Raw genomic sequence first — 17992 nt, 5'->3', positions numbered from 1 at the left:
GCGTGCCTATTTTGTGAATTAAAGAGTAAATAATTTGAGCACCTGTCCACTTTACACGGCGAACTGGTCTGCGTTCGCCATGGCTGATTCAATATGTTTCTCGAATCCCATACGCATATTAGGGTAACGTGTTGTTCCTCTCAGATCAATACGAATGTGATGACCCACGCAATATTTGTTAAAAACAGAACATTTTGCGAGGATTTTAGGGGTCAAATCGGCACAATTCCCTCTTTTGGCCCCACGACGCCGTTTCGTGACCACTGTTACAATTTGTTGCCACAGATACCTGTTTAGCACTAGTTGCTGCCAGCTTACGGGATTACCATACAAACCATGCAATATCAGAATCCCTGATAAGACATCCAAACTGAAACGAGGTACCAAATGAACTTGCAAGCCAAACTGATCGCATCCGTACTTTGCGTAGGCGCCCTGCCCTTCGCCGCCCAAGCTGCCGATTTTGAAGATTTCGGCCGCGTCGTTCGTGTGACCCCGCAAGTGGAACAGATCAACCGTCCGCGCCAGGAATGCCGCACCGAATACGTCCAGGTCCAGCAGCCGGCGCCTCAGCGCGGCGTGGGCGGCGCCATCATCGGCGGCCTGATCGGCGGTCTGGCCGGTAACCAGGTTGGCGGCGGCACCGGCCGCTCGGTGGCGACCGCGGCAGGCGCCATCGCCGGCGCCGTTGCAGGCGACCGCATCGACAACGCCAACACCCCGTCCAGCGGCGGCACCCAGGAACAGCAAGTGAAACAGTGCCGCACCGTCGACCACTGGGAATCGCGCACCTCCGGCTATGAAGTCACCTACGACTATCGCGGCCGCAACTACACCAGCGTGATGTCCTACGATCCGGGCGAGCGCGTGCGCCTGCGCGTGGTCGTGGAACCGATGCAGCGTTAATCTCCCGCCTCTCCCCCAGCACTGCCGGTCCGATGACCGGCAGTGTCGTTTTCAGGCTTGCTTTGCTGCAAGGCATCGCGGGATAATGCTGCTTCACCCCTGTCGCCCGCCCCACGCCATGCTGATCAAACGAAAATCCATCGAACAAGTAGAATCCTCCCGTCCGGCCTCGCCGCCCGCCCGCAAGCCCAAGTACGCACCGGTGACGCTGTCGGAGCAGGACGGCGTGCGCTACCTGCACTTCGGCACGGAATGGGTGCAGGGCGCGATGCGCATCCGCAAGCCGAACTGGCCCGAGCTGGAATACGCGCAGCAGATGATGGCCTGGATGCTGTGGCTGGAAAAGCCGGCGCGGATCGCCCAGCTGGGCCTGGGCACGGCCACGCTGACCAAATACTGCTACACCACCTTCCCCGACGCCGCCGTCACGGCGGTCGAGCTGAACCCCTCGGTGATCGCCATCTGCGCCTCGATGTTCAAGCTGCCGGACAACGACGAGCGCCTGAACGTGGTGGAGATGGACGCCCTCGACTACGTCAACGACCCAGCCAACGCCGGCACGCTGGACGTGCTGCAGGCGGACCTGTACGACGCCACCGCGCGCGGCCCGGTGCTCGACAGCGCCGAGTTCTACCAGTCCGGCAACGCCTGCCTGACCGACGACGGCATCATGACAGTCAACCTGTTCGGCGACCATCCCAGCTATACGCGCAACATCAAGGCCATCAAGTTCGCGTTCGAGCAAGTCATTTGCCTGCCGCAGGTACATGATGGTAACGTGGTGGCGATCGCCTTCAAGCGCAAGCGCGCGATCGACCTGGAGGCGCTGGCCGCGCGTGCCGCGCAGATCACCGCCGACACCAAGCTGCCGGCCAAGACCTGGGTCAAGGGCATCGCAGCGAAGTAAACAGGGCTAATGCGGCAGCGGGCCGTTCCGCTGCCGACTTTTGAAAGTGGCACGATGTCCGCAACGTCCGCACCTAGCATCAGTCCCGCCGGCAAACCGGCGCCGCTCGATCTGCAACAGATCTACACCTGGCTGCTGGCCGACGGCATGATACGCAAGGCCGAAGTCAAGGAGCTCTACGCGCAGAGCCAGGGCATCCTGAAGAACGCCATCGGCCCCATGCATCCGCTGTGCGCGGTGGCGCATGGCAAGCTGCTGTCGGCGCAGCCGCCGCACAAGCTGCTGACCCTGGACGCGCTGTGCGAATGGCTGGCGGCGCGCACCGGCCTGGCCTTCACCCGCATCGATCCGCTGAAGATCGACTTCACCCGCGTGGCCGACGTCATGTCGGCCAGCTACGCGGCGCGCTTCAACATCCTGCCGCTGGAGCTGAACGGCGACACGCTGGTGGTGGCCACCGCCGATCCCTACGCCATCGAGTGGGAAGCGGAGATCGCCAAGATCTCGCGCCGCACGATACGCCGCGTGATCGCCAACCCGCTCGACATCGCGCAATACACCACGCAGTTCTTCAGCCTGGCCAAGTCGATCAAGAAGGCCAACAAGAACAACACCAACGATCTCGCGCTGCGCAACAACTTCGAGCAACTGGTCGAGATGGGCAAGACCAACAAGCAGGTCGACGCCAACGACCAGCACGTGATCAACATCGTCGACTGGCTGTGGCAGTACGCGTTCGAACAGCGCGCCTCGGACATCCACCTGGAACCCAAGCGCGACATGGCGGCGATCCGCTTCCGCATCGACGGCGTGCTGCACCAGGTGTACCAGGTGCCGGCGGTGGTGATGATCGCGATGACCGCGCGCATCAAGCTGCTGGGTCGCATGGACGTGATCGAAAAGCGCCGCCCCCAGGACGGCCGCATCAAGACCCGCACCGCCGGCGGCCAGGAAATCGAACTGCGCCTGTCGACCTTGCCGACCGCCTTCGGCGAAAAACTGGTGATGCGCATCTTCGATCCCGACGTGGTGGTCAAGACCCTGCCGGAGCTGGGCTTCCCCGCCGACGACGCGCAGCGCTGGGATGCGCTGACCGCGCGCCCGCACGGTATCATCCTGGTGACCGGGCCGACCGGCTCCGGCAAGACCACCACCTTGTACACCACGCTGAAGGCGCTGGCGACGTCGGAGGTCAACGTCTGCACGGTGGAAGACCCGATCGAGATGGTGGAGCCGGCCTTCAACCAGATGCAGGTGCAGCCGGGCATCGAGCTGTCGTTCGCCGACGGCGTGCGCGCGCTGATGCGGCAGGACCCGGACATCATCATGGTCGGCGAGATCCGCGACCTGGCCACCGCCGAGATGGCGATCCAGGCCGCGCTGACCGGCCACCTGGTGCTGTCCACGCTGCACACCAACGACGCGCCATCGGCCGTGATGCGCCTGCTGGAGCTGGGCGTGCCCTACTACCTGCTGGAGGCCACCCTGATCGGCATCATGGCGCAGCGCCTGGTGCGCACGCTGTGCACCGAGTGCAAGAAGGACGACGGCGAACTGACCGACGACATCTGGCAAAGCATAGGCGGGGCCTGGGACTTGCCCAAGCCGAGCAAGGTGTATCGGCCGGTGGGCTGTCCCGAATGCCGGCAGACCGGCTATCGCGGCCGCACCGGCATCTACGAGCTGCTGACGGTGACCGAGGGCTTCAGCGACATGGTGCGCGAGCAGACCGACATCCAGGCGCTGCGCCGCCAGAGCGTGGCCGACGGCATGAAGCCGCTGCGCATCGCCGGCGCGATGAAGGTGCAGGAAGGCGTGACCACGGCGGACGAGGTGCTGAAGGTGACGGCGGCGCTGGGGATGAAGTGAGAAGTGAATAAATTGTTTTCACAAAACCCTTTGCAGTTTGCGCAAGGCTGTATATAATACGGCCTCTTTCGGGGGTCGTTAGCTCAGCTGGTAGAGCAGCGGACTTTTAATCCGTTGGTCGCAGGTTCGAATCCCGCACGGCCTACCACGAATTTTAGCAGTACAGAACAGGGTTTCCCGCTTCGGCGCGAAGCCCTTTTTTGTGTCTGCATATGAAAAATATTCCTCAATTGGGGAATATTTTCTCACCCGACTCGTCCCAGCCCACCTCCCGATCAAGTTCAGTCGCTTCACCAGCTCAGGTCACTCAGGTACTAAAAAGTTCTCGGCCATACGCCTTCCCATCCCGAGATTGCGGTACATTGTCCCAACCAAAAATTGCTGAGGAGCTTTTCCATGCAAAAGGAAGTCTACCGCCAATGGCTAGAGGGGCAGAAGTACGAAACCAACACCATTAACGCTCAACTGTACCGTACAGCACGCGTCGAAGAGCACTACGGCAACCTAGACGAGCATTTCGCTATGGATCGCATGGAAAGCCTCCTGGCAGCTATGCGTTACTCGAAAGATGACGAGCGCAACAATCGCCCCAACCCCAGCAAAATTCCCATTGAGGGTGTCATTCTCAAGAACCTATCTTCATATCGAGATGCGATCAAAAGGTATTTGAAGTTCGGGGACTCTCCAGGCCTTCAGAAAGTGGCATCAGCGCTCCCAACTGCAAGAGTTGATAGCCCTTCAATCGCTGACGAAAAAAATGGCCAGCGGATCGGCTTGGAGCGCGATATGCAAGCCGCTTTGAGAGTAGAGATTCATCAGCTTGAGCAGGGTATCTCGATCATTGACGATGGAGCAGAGCGCTCAGTCGACTCTGGTTTCATCGATATCATGGCCCGTGATGCGGCAGGTGTAGCGGTCGTCATCGAACTTAAAGCCGGACGTGCGGGCCGTGAGGCAGTCGGACAGATTCTCAGCTACATGGGAGACATTGCGACAGAAGAGGATAGCGGAAAAGTGCGCGGCATCTTGGTGGCTTCGGACTTCGATGGAAAAGCAAGAGCGGCGGCCCGCATGGTGCCGAATCTCATTCTTCGCAAGTACAGCGTTAGATTTACGTTTTCGGACGGACACAACTAACCGGCACAGGCGGGCAACAAATAGCCGAAGTTGTAGCACCCCATTCTTAATCAAGCAAACGGGAGACGTTTCGTGCCAGATATTGTTCAGTGGGCAGATTTGCAAGCAGATTTTTCGGATGGGCTGCTACTAGGAAACGGGGCGAGCATAGCCGTTCACAATGGATTTCAATATGCGTCACTGTTCGAAGCTGCGCGAACACAAGGCCACCTTACTGCGGATGTTGCCGCAGTATTTGCAGCGTTCAACGAAAACGATTTTGAATTGGTATTGCGTCGCCTCTGGCAAGCCAAGCTTGTCAACCAAGCGCTAGGAATTCCGGGGGGCGAGGTTGAGGCCGCATACAGCCAAGTTCGTACCGCCTTAATTGCAACTGTCCGCAGCGTCCATGTGACCTACGACAACGCCCTGCCGCATCTGCGCCCAATCTTCGAGTTCATGAGCGGGTTTAAGACCGTGGTGTCACTAAACTATGATCTGGTCGTCTATTGGGCAGCGATGTATGGCCGTCACTGGAAACCAAATTGGTTCAAAGACTGCTTCAATGCAGGGTCATTTACAGAGGACTGGAAGCGTTTGCGTGCGCCCTGGGGAGCCGCAGGCGGATCCACACTCTACTTTTATCCGCACGGCAATCTAGCGCTTACAAGAACACGCGGCGAGATTGAGAGCAAGATCACCGCCGGAGGGGCGGCACTGCTAGAGACCATTTTAAATGAATGGGACAGTGGTGATACTGTGCCGCTCTTCGTTTGCGAAGGCACAGCAAGCCACAAGAAGGACGCCATCCAAAGCTCATCCTATCTACAGCGCGTCTATCGTGAAGTTCTACCCGATCTGGGCACTTCATTGGTCATATATGGATGGGGAATTGGCGAACAAGAAAGACATCTGCTGGAACAGATCAGACGCGCACGCTGTCAACGAGTTGCCGTTTCCGTTTGGGGCGCAGATCAAGCATACGCACAAAGGATCGAAGAACAACTTCATGCAATCGACATAGCGGACATCAGATTCTTCGATTCACGCAGCCCAGGATGTTGGAATAACGCCGCATTGCCGGAAGAGGAAATGAAATGAAAATAGATGCTCAGGAGGATTTTGAATTGGATGAGCCAGCCGCTAAGAGTCACACTCCACCAGGTTGGTCGATCCAAAGAATTGAAATTATTCCGGAAGGCAAGGCACCAAAGAAATATGGGCCGATGGTATATCGATTCGGCGCAGCGCTCACGCTTAGTGTCATTCTTCCGAGAAGAGGTTGGACACTTGTAAAGCAAACTAAAAATTACGCGTACCTAATTCCGCCTCCCGATCAAACTACGCAACCATTTCATATTTCCGTCGCAGTTCCGTCAGACCAAGAGTGTTTGGAGATCTCGCGCAGATGTTATGCAAAAGGCAAGTCTTGGATTTATCAATTGGGGGAGTGGCCGGCTGCGTATTTTCACGAACGAAATACTAACATCCGGGAAATGTGGCGAGATCCAGCAACTGGCGAGATGGCATCGCGCCTACATCGTTCCCCACCGAAGTCCACTCTTTCTATTGGCGAATGGGGCGTATGGAATGCCAACGTCACGGGAGTGGCCGGTGAGTTTGTGAATGGCATACTCCCGCCATCTTCGGTAACGCCACAACAAACAATTGGTTCAATAGAAAATATTCCCCTAACTGAGGGAGGCGCAAGGACTGTTGAGCTGACTACATACGAGCGAAATAGTACGGCCCGACGGCTATGCATCGAGCACTACGGGCCTACCTGCAACGCATGCGGTTTAAATTACGAGGACAAGTACGGCGCTATAGGTTCTGATCTTATCCATGTTCATCATATCACGCCACTTTCAACAATTGGCGAGGTATATGAAGTAGATCCACTACACGACTTGATACCATTGTGCGCTAGTTGTCACCATGTCGTTCATAGCAGAATACCCCCCTACTCTGTGGCTGAGATTAGCGGGGCAATCAATGCCCAAGTCGGCGATCTGCCTCCGCAAATCCATCCCTAATGTCCGGGAAACGCCACGCATCTGTCGCGATATAGGCATACCTGACAGGTGTTGTAAAGTTTTATCATAGCTTGCAAATTTAAAAATATTCGCTTGGGTTTTAGGGTTTTTTCGGTTAATATTTCCAGTAGCAAAAATACAATAACCCCACTTAAATGGAGTATCAATTGAAGCCTCTCAATAGTTCTCCCTCTACCCGAGTCATACCAACAACCCTGGCATTTTCCATAATCTTTTCAGCGCCAGTATTTGCTGCTCCTACTGTGCCGCAATTATCCACTTTTGAAAAATTGCTCGTTGAGTCCAAACCCGGTCGATTCGAAGCACAGATAAAATCCGCGTTTATCAACGATGAAGTTATGCCTAATTCTGGCAAAACTCTGCGCCAAGAGATTCAGGCGGTCTTCGCCAACAACGGGTGCCCTCTACCGGAAAAAATTAAGTCAAAGCTCAACAAAGATTATCCCGATGGTTACATACCAGAAGACTTGGACAACCTGCTCTTCCCTGATAAAAAAAATCTACCTACATTCAGAGCGATCAGGGAAACGTCAGCCGCCGCTGTGCTAAACACCGTATCCTTCGCGCACTCTGCCGGAGCCCCTCCGACTGCAGCACGTTTGAAAGGCTCAGCAAGCTACATTGGTACGAATCCTTTGGTGTTGGTTGACCAAGGAATTAACTCTACCGTCTATACGATGGACTGTTCTGGTTACTTTAGCGCAGCGTTGTCTCTAGGTGTGTCGGGGTTTGGCGGCCTCGGAGATTTCAAGGGTTCAGCCAATGAAGCTCTCAAGACTTCCAAAGCCATGCTCATTGCAAAAGCCACAGTTTTTTCTCCCGTAATTGCGGCGTTTTTTCCAAACAACACTTCGCAGGGAAACAAACTGAGCAATCGTGCGCGTCTGGATATTCTCTATTCCATTGCAAACGAGGTGGACATTGCTTATGCAACAGCACCTCTGACGTTGCCTATTATCGTTGCTCAAGAGTATAAATTGCTTTGGGCGTCCAATTCTGGAACATCTTCCATGCAGGGGCAAGCTACGACATCCGCCAACGCGACCGCAGGTCTTGGGGTCGTCACATTCCAAGGGTCAACGTCAGCCACTGGCACGCTTGCGCGTCAACTGACATTTTCTGGTTACAACACGTATGTCCTCGACGAGTCCAATGCTCAAGATAGTCCGGTTCGCTCATATGGGCAGGTTCTGCAGGACAGCATCGACCTGGTCAGAGGCGCTGCCACTAGCGACCCAGCGTCGCTAAATCCTGGCTGGGTTAGAGATCACTTTGAAGCATCATTTGCAGACTTCAACGAAAATATCTGCAACCTTCCATGGACTGCTTCCGTGGTCAACGGAGTAAACCCAGGCGCTGTCTCGGCTAAATGGATCGGAAACATCTGTACCTTCTCTTTTAAACCAACAGTCGGCACCAAGCCGGCTAGCCCTATTGAGGTAAAAGCATTTGGGCTAACGAACGCACCATCCAACCTTCCACTTTCAGTTCTCATGCCGATTCAAGGGCAGCCTTGATTCACGTGTTCTAAGGCATTGGGGGGCCTTTACCAATTTATCGGACTTTCCCTTGGTTTGACGTTGACCGGCGCGAACCGGAACACAGTCAAATCGCACGTCCAAAAGCCGGTGTAGGCAGGCCACCTCGCTCAGAATGGAGTCGGACGCGGAACTTGGCATGCGATCGTCGGACTGCCCTGGCAGGCCGGCCGAAACAACGATTTTTGGGGGAATATTCCGCGGCAACAAATGGAACTGCCGGGCCAAGAAAGAGGAAGAATAGGAGAAAATATTCCCCACGTTTTTTCGGAAATCCAGACTGTATATGGGTTACTTTCCGATAGCATCGAGGACTTTTAATCCGTTGGTCGCAGGTTCGAATCCCGCACGGCCTACCACCGAATTCAGCAGTACCAATTGAGGCTTACCCGCTCCGGCGCGTAGGCCTTTTTTGCGTGCCTTTCAGGGCCGTGCTGCGCCGATGTATTGGGCCATGATCGCATCATACGTACCGTTGGCGCGTATGATCTTCAGGCCGGCATTGAAGGCGTCGCGCACGCGCGCATCGCGAAACACTGCCTTGCGCGGGCTTTCCGGAAAGATCCTGTGGTAGGTCACCGCCTTCGTGCCATCGATCTGCGGATCGAGCTTGTTGCTGAAGTAGTGAAAGATCAAACGGTCCCCCACCACCACATCGACCCTGCCGGTAAAGAGCAGCTTGTTTTGCGTGATCTGGGATGGCACCTCCCGGTAATCCGCATGGCCGTTTACGGCCACGCTGAAACGCTCGCCCAGCACCATGCTGGCGTTCTGGAATGCCACCACCGAATAGCCGGACAAGTCCTCAATCTGCCGAAGCACCAGGTGCCGGCTGGTGAGCGTGGTCGCGACGTTTTGGTAAACAATGTAAGGGTCGGTGAAGAAATCCTGGCCACCGATCCCTTCTGTCGTCGACAGCATGCCGTCGAGCTGGCCGACACGCAGCATTGCCAATGCCCGCGTCTGTGGCAAACTCCGGCCCACCATCTTGTAGCCGCCGGCCTCCATGGCCCGCTTGGCAATGTCGTAATCGAGGCCCGCGGTAGCCGATTCCATGATGTAGGGTGGCTTGGGCAGCCCCATGCCGACAATCACTTCCGGCATTGCCGATGCCTGTGCGCGCGCATCAAAGCCCAGCGCGCCAGCGATGGCTAGCATGATCGGAAAGAACAGCCATTCGCCCAGTTGCGCTCGCAACTGTGGGGCACGATGGCATGACATGTGGCCTCCCCCAAAAAAAAGGACGGTGTAGGAATCAATTACCTTACACCAAGTAAAATGAAATTCATACTCCCCGGCCTGGTTTTGACGAAGCCGCCGCCGGGCTCTGTGATCAAGCCCTCTTCAGAGGCTTGCCGGTGTGCGCCAGGAGCGTTGAACGGCGGCGCCGCCCGACTCGTCCCATGCCGTCAAAGGCTGCTGCAGTAAACGGCGCAGCGCGTCCTCATCCGGGACGTCCAGCTCCATCACCCCGCACCAGCCATTGCGGCCGCTGTGCTTCACCAGATACAGCGCCGCATCCGCCACCTCCCTGACAGCCTGCCAGTCCAGCGCACGGGGGAGCCGGCTGGAGAGCGGGAAACACGCATAACCGACCGAGCAGGTATTCGGCAGCAGGCGGCCGTCCGGCAGCACGAAGGGCTCGTCGGCCACCGCCGCGCGCGCACGCTCCGCCAATTCCGCAGCGCGGTCGCGCCGGGTGCCGCGCGCCACCACCAGGAATTCCTCGCCGCCCCAGCGAATCACATAATCGCTCTCGCGGAAGATGCCGCGCAAGCGGTGGCGCATCTGGCTGAGCACAGCATCGCCCCCGCCGTGCCCGTAGCGGTCATTGACCTGTTTGAAATGATCGATATCGATCAGGAAGAAGATCAGATCGGCCTCCTCGCTTGAGGCCTTGGGCCGGCGCAGGCAGTCCTCATGGTGGCGGACAGACAGCGCGATGTCCGCGTCGATGCGCTCGTCAAGGAAGCGGCGGTTGTGCAAGCCGGTCAGCGGATCGGTCAAGCTCGCCATTTCCAGCGCCTGCGACTTGGCCGCCAGCGCGGCCGCCATTTCCTGCAGCTCCGCGGTGCGCTCGGCGATGCGCGATTCCAGTTCTTCCTTGCCGCGACGCAGGCGCAGCGTGCGCCACTGCACCACGCCCATCATCGCGGCGCCGGCCAGCGCCAGCATGCCCAGCCTGGCCCACCACGTTTCCCACCAGGCCGGCAACACCGTCACCGCCAGCGACGCCTGCGTATCGCTCCATACGCCGTTGCGGTTGCTGCCCTGCACCTGCAGCGTGTATGCGCCCGGCGGCAAGTTGTCGTAGCTGGCCACGCGCAGGTTGGCGTCCGTTTCGCGCCAGACGGGATCATATCCCTGCAGCCGGTAGCGATAGCGGTTGCGCTCGGGGGCGCTGTAGTCAAGCGCGGTGAACTCGGCGCGGAACGACCGCTGCGGCGGTGCCACGGTGATCCCGCCCGACGCGGGAAGCGCCACCTGCCGCGCGCCGACCGACAGCGCGGTCAGCAACACCGGCGGACGATACGACCAGACCGCGTATTTATCCGGCTCCACCACCAGCAAGCCGGACGAGCCGCCGAACAGCATGCGCCCGTCGCGCAGTTGGGCGTACGAGCGGAACCAGCCGGTGCCGATGTCGACCCCGTCGGCAAAGCTCAATTCGTCGTAACGCCCGGAGGCGGGATCGTACATGCCGCGCTGGGTCCATATCCGCCCGGCCCGGTCGCGCAGTAAATTGGCGCCGATGGGATGCCCGCCCGGCCCCTTGCTGTCGATGGCCAGTGTGTAGCGCGCCGTGTCGCCCTCAATCCGGTCGACGCGATAGCGCCCGCCGTCGGAGTCGATCCAGAGCCCGTCGGCGTCGGCCAGCAGGCCTTTCACGGCGTAGTGGCCATCGGCCGGTTGCGGCGCCGCCGCCAGCTGGTGCGCCGTGCCGCTGGCGGCGTCGACGCGGAACACGCCGGCGGCAGTACCGGCCCACACGCGCCCCGCGGGGTCCTGCGCCACGGCGTCGACGATGCCGCGCATGGCGCCGCCGCCCGCCAGCATCACCGGCGCCGGCGCGCTCGCGTCCGCGGCTTTGCGCAGCAATCCATTCGGGGTGGCGATCCATAACACGCCATCGCGGTCGGCCAGCATCCGCCGGATGCCGCCGGCGACGTCGAAACGCCGTATGAAGCGGTGGCCCTCGTCGAATTCGTACACGCCGGTGCCAGTGCCGGTCCAGACATGCCCGTCGCGCCCCTGCGCGAGGCTGAGCACCTGCTCGTCGGGCGCGCTGCCTCTTGCCGGCTGGGCGGGCAGTGTCAGGTTGCCGGTGCGCCGCAAGGTCTGGTCCAGCACGGAAACGCCGAACTCGGCGCGCCCCAGCCAGATTTCGCCGTTGCGCGTTTCAACGATGCCGCGCGTGACGATGCCGTCCGATGGATCGTCGAGCGCAGGCCGGTGCACGGCAATGCCCGGCAGCGGCGGCACATAGCGCTGCACGCCACCGCCGTAGGTGCCGACAAACAGCACACCCGAGCGGTCGCGCACGATGCCCTGCACGATCGGCGCCGCCAGCGCGCCGATCCGTCTGGCGATGTGCCGTATCCGCTGCTGCACCGCGCCGCTGTCGGCCGCCCGGATTTCTATCCCGTTGGTCCGCCCTATCCACATCTGGTTGCCATCGGTTTCCTCGATGGCGTGGACCGCGCTGCCCGGCGCGGCCTCGCCATCGGGCAGCCACGTGGCCCGTCCGGACGCCGGGTCCACAATCAACAGCTCGCCGCTCACGGTGCCGACCCACAGGCGGCCGGCGCGGTCCTCCCGCAGTTTGGACACCACCAGACGCGCCAGCCTTGCCTGATCCTGCGGATCGCGCAGCACCGGCAGGTAGCGGTCGGCCGCGCGCGCCTTGCGCACCAGTCCCTTCTCGCTGCCCACCCACAGGTCGCCGCGGCGGTCGAGCAGCAGGGCCGCGATGTTGTTGCCCGGCTGGGCGTCGTCGTCGGCGCGCACATGCGCGAACCGGCCCGTGGACGGGTCGAAGTGATCCAGCCCGCCGCCCTCGGTGCCGATCCAGAAACCATCGGCGCCGTCGGCAATGATGGTACGGACCGCGCCCTGGGCTAACGATTGCGGGTGCTTCGGATCGTGACGGTAAAACACCGAGCGCCCACTGCGCGGGTCCAGCCCCGCCAGCCCGACCGAGGGCACGCCCAGCCACACTCGTCCGTCGCGCCCGGCCGCGATCGCCGAGACGAAACTGATGAGCTCGGCGTCGCCGACATGCTCCTTGAGCGGGAATCTGACGAATTGATAGGCGTCATAGCGCGCCACGCCGGTTGGGCCGCCGGCCCAGATATACCCCTGGGCGTCCTGCGCCAGCGCGGAGACCACCCCGTCCACAATGCTGTTGTTCGCGAGCGTCTGAACGAACTGCGGTTCGGAGAGATGCTGGGCACCCGCCAGGGAGGCCTGGACACCCAGCAGGAACAGCAGCGGCCGCCGCCAGCGAGATGGCCAGCCCCGGGTTGCGGTCACATGGCGTGACTTGGCAGTGTTCAATTTTTTTCCCACATGGTGGTGCACGTCAGCCATGCGCCCGACGCCATCTGTTTGGTCCGCTACATTGTATCAGAGGCCGTTTTCCCGATACGTGGCGCGGCGCCCTCATCAGGCCGGTAGCTGCCCACATACCGGGCGCGGGGACGGATCATGCTGCCGGTGGCGACCTGCTCGGCAGCGTGCGCGATCCAGCCGGCGGAACGGGCCAGCGCGAACAGGATTTCCCCAGCCGCCGGCGGCCAGCCGCAGACCAGACTCATGGCCGACAGCGCGAAGTCGGCGTTGGCCGGCATGCCCAGCCGCGCGGCGACGCGCTCGCCGATCGCCAGCACGGCGCCGGCCTGCGGCCACGCCGACATGCGGCCCAGCAGGCAGGCGCCGCGCGGATCGCCTTGCGGGTACAGGGGGTGCGAGAAACCGACCATGTCGGGATCGCGTCTGTCGAGCCAGGCGGCGATGCCGGATTCGATGCTGTCCGATGCAAGCGCCGCTTGCAGCATGGCGCGGATCACGGTGCTGCCGCCGCCGTGCTGGGGGCCGGACAAGGCGGCCAGGCCGGCGCCGAGCGTGGCGGGCTGGCCGGCGCCGGTCGACGCCACGCAGCGCACGGTGAAGGCCGAGGCGTTCAATTCATGGTCGGCCAGCAGCACCAGCGCCGCACGTATCCACTCGGCTTGCGCGGCATCGGCCTGCCATGCCTGCGCCACTTGCAGGTGCAGCGGCTGCGTCGATGGCGCGCGCTTCAGCAACAACGCGGCCAGCATGCGCATCAAGGCGGCGCCGGCGACGAAATCGTCGCGCGCGGAGAGCGACTGCGCGCACACGGGCAGCATGCACATGGCCGCTTCCAGCGGCGGCATGGCGCGCGTGCTGTCGATGGCCGCCGCAACGTCCGCGGCGAACCGCGCGTGCGCGGCGTCGGCCGCGGCGAAGTAGTCGATGCCGCCGTCGTCCCATAGCAGGCAAGCCGCCTGCTCCAGCGTGGCGCCGGCGGCCAGCGCCAGCACGTCGTGGCCGCGATAGTGCAGGCGGCCGTCGGCGATGCCGGAGATGCGCGTCTCCAGCACCGGCGTGCCCCAGCTCATCGCGGCGGGCCCCGTGTGGCCGCCGCGCTTGCCGTCGGCCTTGCGCGCGGCCAGCCGCAGCACCTCGTCGTGCGGATAGCGCTTGCGGCGCTCCGACTGCGCGCTGGCGGAGGTCAGCAGCCCCCGGCTGACATACGAGTACAAGGTGGCGAGGCTGACGCCGAGGATGCGCGCCGCCTCGGATGCGGACAGGTCTTGGTTCATGCGCATATTGTAATGTCGATTGCAGGAATCAAGATTGACCCGCCCGCCGGCGCGCTTTTAGACTGCAATCATGCAATCGCCTCCCTACGCCGCCGCCATTTTCCAGCCCTTGCGCCACGCGCGCTTCCGTCAGCTGTGGCTGGCCAATCTGCTGTCCAACCTGGGCAGCCGGATGCAGGCCTTTGCGGCGGCGTGGCAGATCGCCTCGCTGTCGCATTCGCCGCAGCTGACGGCGCTGGTGCAGACCGCGACCTGGGCGCCGATGCTGCTGTTCGCCCTGCCCGCCGGCGCGCTGGCCGACACGCTGCACCGCCCCACGCTGCTGTTCCGCACCAACGCCGTGATGGCGCTGGCCGCCGTCGCGATGGCGCTGCTGTCCCAGGGCGGCAGGCAGCCGGTGCCCGCCTTGCTGCTGCTGACCTTTGCCATGGGCGCCGGCCTGGCGTTCACGATGCCGGCGTGGCAGGCCTCTATGTCCTCGCTGGTGCCGCCGCAGGAAGTGGAAGCGGCCGCCACACTGAACAACCTGAGCTACAACCTGGCGGCGCTGGCCGGGCCGGCCCTGGGCGCCGTGCTGTTCCAGCTGGCGGGCGCCGGTCCGCTGTATTGGTTTAACGCGCTGTCCTTCAGCGCGCTGCTGTGGATCTATCGGCAATGGCGTTCGGCGGAACGGCCGCGCGCGGCGACGCCCGCCGTCCGCCGCCACAGCATGGGCAGCGCGCTGCGCATCAGCGGCGCCTCGCCCCGCTATCGTTCGCTGCTGCTGCATGCGATGGGCATCTTCTTTGTGTCGGCGGCGTTCGCGGCGCTGCTGCCGCTGCTGCATCCCGACGCCGCCACCTACGGATCGTTGATGGGCGCGCTGGGCGCCGGCGCGGTGCTGGCCGCCGGCGTGCTGCCAGCCGTGCGCCGCCGCGTCAGCAGACGGATGGTGCTGGCCGGCGGCCTGGGCGTGTATGGCGCCATGCTGGCCACCATCGGCCAGGCCGCCTCGCAGCCGCTGCGTTTGCTGATGGTGCTGGGCGGCGGCGTGGCGTGGTCGGCCATCGTCACCACGCTCAACGGCGCCGCGCAGAAAGCCTTCCCCGACGCGGTGCGCGCCAGAACGCTGTCGGTGCACATCCTGGCGATCGCCGCCGGCCAGACCGCCGGCAGCGCGGCGTGGGGACTGCTGGCCACGCGCTACGGCATCGTCCCGGCACTGACGGCGGCGGGCATGGCCACGCTGGCCTGCGCGGGACGGGTTGCCAGTTCAACAGATTTTTTGGAGGCCGCATGAACGACATCACCATCAGAAACCTGCAGGCGGAAGACGCCGCGCCGCTGCTGCAATTCGAACTGGAGAACCGCGCATGGTTCGAGCAGCACATCGCGCCGCGCGCGCAGGAGTTCTATACGCCGCAAGGCGTGCGGCGCCATATCGAACAATACCTGGACGGCTACGCCGGCGGCACCTGGCATCCCTGCGTCATCCTGGACGGGCCAGGCCGCATCGTCGGACGCGCCAACCTGAAGGACATCGACCGCCAGGCCGGCAGCGCGGAAGCCGGCTATCGCATCGCCAGCGACCACACGGGACAGGGCCTGGCCACGCGCGCGGTGCGCCACCTGATCGCGCTGGCGGACCAGCAATGGCGTTTGCGCTGCGTGCTGGCCTACGTCGCCGACGACAATCTCGCCTCGGCCCGCGTCCTGAACAAATGCGGCTTTGTCCAGGACGCGCGCCAGACCGGCATGGATGTCATCGCCGGCAGGCCGCGCGACGGCCATCGCTTTGTCCGCACATGCCCATGAGACGACAGGCCGATACTGGTGTAAGCTTGTCATCAAACAGTGCTCAATGCGACATGGGGAGAGACAGATGGCAGGACAGCAAAACGGGTGGAGCCGGCTGCTCGGTGCGGCATGTTGCGTGCTTGCGCTATCGACCAGCCTGCCTGTCCGTGCCGTCGTGCTACGCACCGCCGCGCAGGAAGGGACGGAACCCAAGTTCATCGTCGATGGCAAGGACCGCGTGGTCGGCCTGTGCGTCGACATCATGCGCGCCGTCGAGCAGATAGACCCCACGCTGCAATTCGTCGGCGACCAGCGCTGGAAGCCGCTGATACGCGCCTACTCGGAAATGGAAACCGGCCAGCAGGACGTGCAGTGCGCCATACAGCGCACCGCCGAGCGCGAGCAGCGCTTTCACTTCCTCGGGCCGGCGCTGTACAGCATCGATTACCACTTCCTGGCGCGCGCCCAGGACACGGTCAACATCACGCAGTGGGACGACGTGCGCCGGCTGGCGCCCGACAACATCGTGTTGATCAACCGCGGCTTCGCGGCCAAGGACATCCTGACTGCGATGGGCGGGATCGAAGTCGACGCCAACTCCACCAATCCGCAACTGAATCTGCAAAAGCTGATCGCCGGACGCGGACGCCTGTTCTTCCACCGCGGCCCTGGCCTGCAACGGCTGCTGGCGCGTACCGGCACGGTCGACAAGGTGCGCATCCTGCCGAAGGTGATGTACAGCGCCAAGCTGTATTTCGTGACCAGTAAAAAACTCGCCGCCTTCGTCAGCGAGCGGCTGGAGCGCGCCCTGTTCCAGCTCGAGAAGAACGGCGAACTGGAACGGCTGATCCGCAAATGGGATTGAGATGAAACGCGCCGTCCTGGCCGCGCTGGCATTGCTGCTGTCGGGCACGGTGCGCGCGCAGGATGGCGACCTGACTGTGCACATGGAGCCGCAACAGGCGCAGCAAGCGATCCTGCAAGCGGTGCAGCGCATTCCCCCGCAACGCGAAGAACGCCGGCGCTACCGCATGGCCCTGCCCTACGGCGCGCCGCTGTTCCCGCCCGATGCCGACCTGGCCTTGCCGCCGGCCAGCCCGGCCCTGACGGCGTGGCTGCGTCTGCCGGCGGAGCAGCGCCGCAACGATGTATTGCTGGTCCCCGACGTCGATTACTACTGGAACGCCGAAGGCCGGCTGTACGCCTGCGAGTTCATCGTGCATGTGCGCGCGGCGGGCGATGGCCGGTCGCAACTGACCGTGCTGCAGGTGCGGCCCACCGTCTACGCCGGCAAGTCCTTCAAGCTGCTGGGCCGCACCGGTCCCGGCGCCTACCAGGACGTGCGGCCCGCCACACCGTCAGCCCGGAGCGCGGCCGAACTGCGCGCCTTTCTGGCGACGGCGCTGGGCCAGCCACGATAGCGGCAGGCCCACCACCATCAGCGTCAGGCTGCCCGGCAAGGGCACGGCCGTCACCGCCAGCGTGACCGAGAACGGCGCCAGCTGCACATCCGACACTTGCAGGAAACTGCCACCGGCCAGCGGATCGCCGCTCCACCACTCGCCGGAGAGAGAGAAGCTGCCGCTATCGCTCATGCCCGGCAGGGCGGACGAGAACACTTGCACGCCGTATAAGCCATTGTGCGCAAGCGCATCGAAGCTGGCCGTGATGGCGGAGCTCGGCGCCAGCGCGGGAAAGTCGAAGTAGCCGGCGTCCGGCGTGCCGATGCTGAAGGACGTGGCATTGAGCTGGGTCGGCAGGAACCAGTTCGACGGATCGGTGTTGACCAGCTGGTAGCCCCAGCCTATCGTATCGCCGGGACTGCCGGTGAGCGCGCCGTCGGCCGGCGAGGTGGCGAAGATGAACACGAGCGGCGTCGCCTGCGCGGCGGGCATCCACAAACAAGCACACAAGAGCATATTCCACAGCAGCGCGGCCAGCGCAAACAGGTATCGAGGTTTCATGACGGTTCCTCCG

General features: G+C 62.1%; 15 protein-coding genes and 1 tRNA gene. 12 read left to right on the top strand and 4 right to left on the bottom strand.

The window, feature by feature from the left end:
- The first annotated feature begins 387 nt into the window (after positions 1 to 387).
- From ACEN9O_RS15085 to ACEN9O_RS15050, 8 genes are all read left to right on the top strand, one after another.
- A complete protein-coding gene (locus ACEN9O_RS15085) occupies positions 388 to 906 on the top strand; it encodes a glycine zipper 2TM domain-containing protein (protein WP_495618327.1) in 519 nt (172 codons plus the stop codon).
- 118 nt (positions 907 to 1024) lie between these two features.
- Complete coding sequence (locus ACEN9O_RS15080; protein ID WP_495618326.1) at positions 1025 to 1813, top strand: spermine/spermidine synthase domain-containing protein; 789 nt, start codon at positions 1025 to 1027, stop codon at positions 1811 to 1813.
- A gap of 54 nt (positions 1814 to 1867) precedes the next feature.
- Entirely contained in the window at positions 1868 to 3682 is a 1815-nt protein-coding gene (tfpB, locus tag ACEN9O_RS15075) for a type IV pilus assembly ATPase TfpB (RefSeq protein WP_495618325.1), read from the top strand.
- 72 nt (positions 3683 to 3754) lie between these two features.
- A tRNA-Lys gene (locus ACEN9O_RS15070) sits at positions 3755 to 3830 on the top strand.
- 248 nt (positions 3831 to 4078) lie between these two features.
- Positions 4079 to 4819, top strand: a complete 741-nt coding sequence (locus tag ACEN9O_RS15065) for an endonuclease NucS domain-containing protein (RefSeq protein WP_495618324.1) — start codon at positions 4079 to 4081, stop codon at positions 4817 to 4819.
- Between the two features lie 72 nt (positions 4820 to 4891).
- The gene (locus tag ACEN9O_RS15060) at positions 4892 to 5899 is read left to right on the top strand and encodes a DUF4917 family protein (RefSeq protein WP_495618323.1); all 1008 of its coding nucleotides are present in this window, start codon (positions 4892 to 4894) and stop codon (positions 5897 to 5899) included.
- The gene (locus tag ACEN9O_RS15055; RefSeq protein WP_495618322.1) at positions 5896 to 6834 is read left to right on the top strand and encodes an HNH endonuclease; all 939 of its coding nucleotides are present in this window, start codon (positions 5896 to 5898) and stop codon (positions 6832 to 6834) included. The genes ACEN9O_RS15060 and ACEN9O_RS15055 overlap by 4 nt, the downstream gene beginning before the upstream one ends.
- Before the next feature lie 167 nt (positions 6835 to 7001).
- A complete protein-coding gene (locus ACEN9O_RS15050) occupies positions 7002 to 8372 on the top strand; it encodes a hypothetical protein (RefSeq protein ID WP_495618321.1) in 1371 nt (456 codons plus the stop codon).
- A gap of 444 nt (positions 8373 to 8816) precedes the next feature.
- Here ACEN9O_RS15050 and ACEN9O_RS15045 read toward each other — a convergent pair whose 3' ends face one another.
- The 3 genes from ACEN9O_RS15045 to ACEN9O_RS15035 form a co-directional block, all read right to left on the bottom strand.
- The gene (locus ACEN9O_RS15045; RefSeq protein ID WP_495618320.1) at positions 8817 to 9614 is read right to left on the bottom strand and encodes a substrate-binding periplasmic protein; all 798 of its coding nucleotides are present in this window, start codon (positions 9612 to 9614) and stop codon (positions 8817 to 8819) included.
- Between the two features lie 123 nt (positions 9615 to 9737).
- Positions 9738 to 12791 (bottom strand): ligand-binding sensor domain-containing protein, encoded by a 3054-nt coding sequence (locus tag ACEN9O_RS15040; RefSeq protein WP_495618319.1) that lies wholly within the window; start codon positions 12789 to 12791, stop codon positions 9738 to 9740.
- A 218-nt stretch (positions 12792 to 13009) separates the two neighbouring features.
- Positions 13010 to 14239, bottom strand: coding sequence for a citrate synthase family protein (locus ACEN9O_RS15035; RefSeq protein ID WP_495618318.1), 1230 nt, complete (start codon positions 14237 to 14239; stop codon positions 13010 to 13012).
- A gap of 70 nt (positions 14240 to 14309) precedes the next feature.
- Here ACEN9O_RS15035 and ACEN9O_RS15030 point away from each other — a divergent pair, with 70 nt between their 5' ends.
- From ACEN9O_RS15030 to ACEN9O_RS15015, 4 genes are all read left to right on the top strand, one after another.
- Entirely contained in the window at positions 14310 to 15518 is a 1209-nt protein-coding gene (locus ACEN9O_RS15030; RefSeq protein ID WP_495618317.1) for an MFS transporter, read from the top strand.
- Positions 15515 to 16033, top strand: a complete 519-nt coding sequence (locus ACEN9O_RS15025; protein ID WP_495618316.1) for a GNAT family N-acetyltransferase — start codon at positions 15515 to 15517, stop codon at positions 16031 to 16033. The genes ACEN9O_RS15030 and ACEN9O_RS15025 overlap by 4 nt, the downstream gene beginning before the upstream one ends.
- A gap of 67 nt (positions 16034 to 16100) precedes the next feature.
- Positions 16101 to 16880: a substrate-binding periplasmic protein gene (locus ACEN9O_RS15020; protein WP_495618315.1), complete on the top strand. Its 780-nt coding sequence runs from the start codon at positions 16101 to 16103 to the stop codon at positions 16878 to 16880.
- Position 16881: 1 nt separating this feature from the next.
- Positions 16882 to 17436, top strand: coding sequence for a hypothetical protein (locus ACEN9O_RS15015; RefSeq protein WP_495618314.1), 555 nt, complete (start codon positions 16882 to 16884; stop codon positions 17434 to 17436).
- Here the strand turns inward: ACEN9O_RS15015 and ACEN9O_RS15010 are convergent.
- Positions 17374 to 17979 (bottom strand): hypothetical protein, encoded by a 606-nt coding sequence (locus ACEN9O_RS15010; RefSeq protein ID WP_495618313.1) that lies wholly within the window; start codon positions 17977 to 17979, stop codon positions 17374 to 17376. The genes ACEN9O_RS15015 and ACEN9O_RS15010 overlap by 63 nt on opposite strands.
- Between the last annotated feature and the right edge of the window lie 13 nt (positions 17980 to 17992).

It is taken from the genome of Duganella sp. Dugasp78 (assembly GCF_059491455.1).
This window is presented reverse-complemented; position numbering and strand designations above follow the sequence as displayed.

What these genes read in the sequence shown, in the direction of transcription:
- ACEN9O_RS15010 (WP_495618313.1), bottom strand. Translation starts at nt 17,979, where the DNA reads ATGAAACCTCGATACCTGTTTGCGCTGGCCGCGCTGCTGTGGAATATG.
- ACEN9O_RS15065 (WP_495618324.1), top strand. Translation starts at nt 4,079, where the DNA reads ATGCAAAAGGAAGTCTACCGCCAATGGCTAGAGGGGCAGAAGTACGAA.
- ACEN9O_RS15080 (WP_495618326.1), top strand. Translation starts at nt 1,025, where the DNA reads ATGCTGATCAAACGAAAATCCATCGAACAAGTAGAATCCTCCCGTCCG.
- tfpB (WP_495618325.1), top strand. Translation starts at nt 1,868, where the DNA reads ATGTCCGCAACGTCCGCACCTAGCATCAGTCCCGCCGGCAAACCGGCG.
- ACEN9O_RS15045 (WP_495618320.1), bottom strand. Translation starts at nt 9,614, where the DNA reads ATGTCATGCCATCGTGCCCCACAGTTGCGAGCGCAACTGGGCGAATGG.
- ACEN9O_RS15020 (WP_495618315.1), top strand. Translation starts at nt 16,101, where the DNA reads ATGGCAGGACAGCAAAACGGGTGGAGCCGGCTGCTCGGTGCGGCATGT.
- ACEN9O_RS15015 (WP_495618314.1), top strand. Translation starts at nt 16,882, where the DNA reads ATGAAACGCGCCGTCCTGGCCGCGCTGGCATTGCTGCTGTCGGGCACG.
- ACEN9O_RS15025 (WP_495618316.1), top strand. Translation starts at nt 15,515, where the DNA reads ATGAACGACATCACCATCAGAAACCTGCAGGCGGAAGACGCCGCGCCG.
- ACEN9O_RS15030 (WP_495618317.1), top strand. Translation starts at nt 14,310, where the DNA reads ATGCAATCGCCTCCCTACGCCGCCGCCATTTTCCAGCCCTTGCGCCAC.
- ACEN9O_RS15035 (WP_495618318.1), bottom strand. Translation starts at nt 14,239, where the DNA reads ATGAACCAAGACCTGTCCGCATCCGAGGCGGCGCGCATCCTCGGCGTC.
- ACEN9O_RS15085 (WP_495618327.1), top strand. Translation starts at nt 388, where the DNA reads ATGAACTTGCAAGCCAAACTGATCGCATCCGTACTTTGCGTAGGCGCC.
- ACEN9O_RS15055 (WP_495618322.1), top strand. Translation starts at nt 5,896, where the DNA reads ATGAAAATAGATGCTCAGGAGGATTTTGAATTGGATGAGCCAGCCGCT.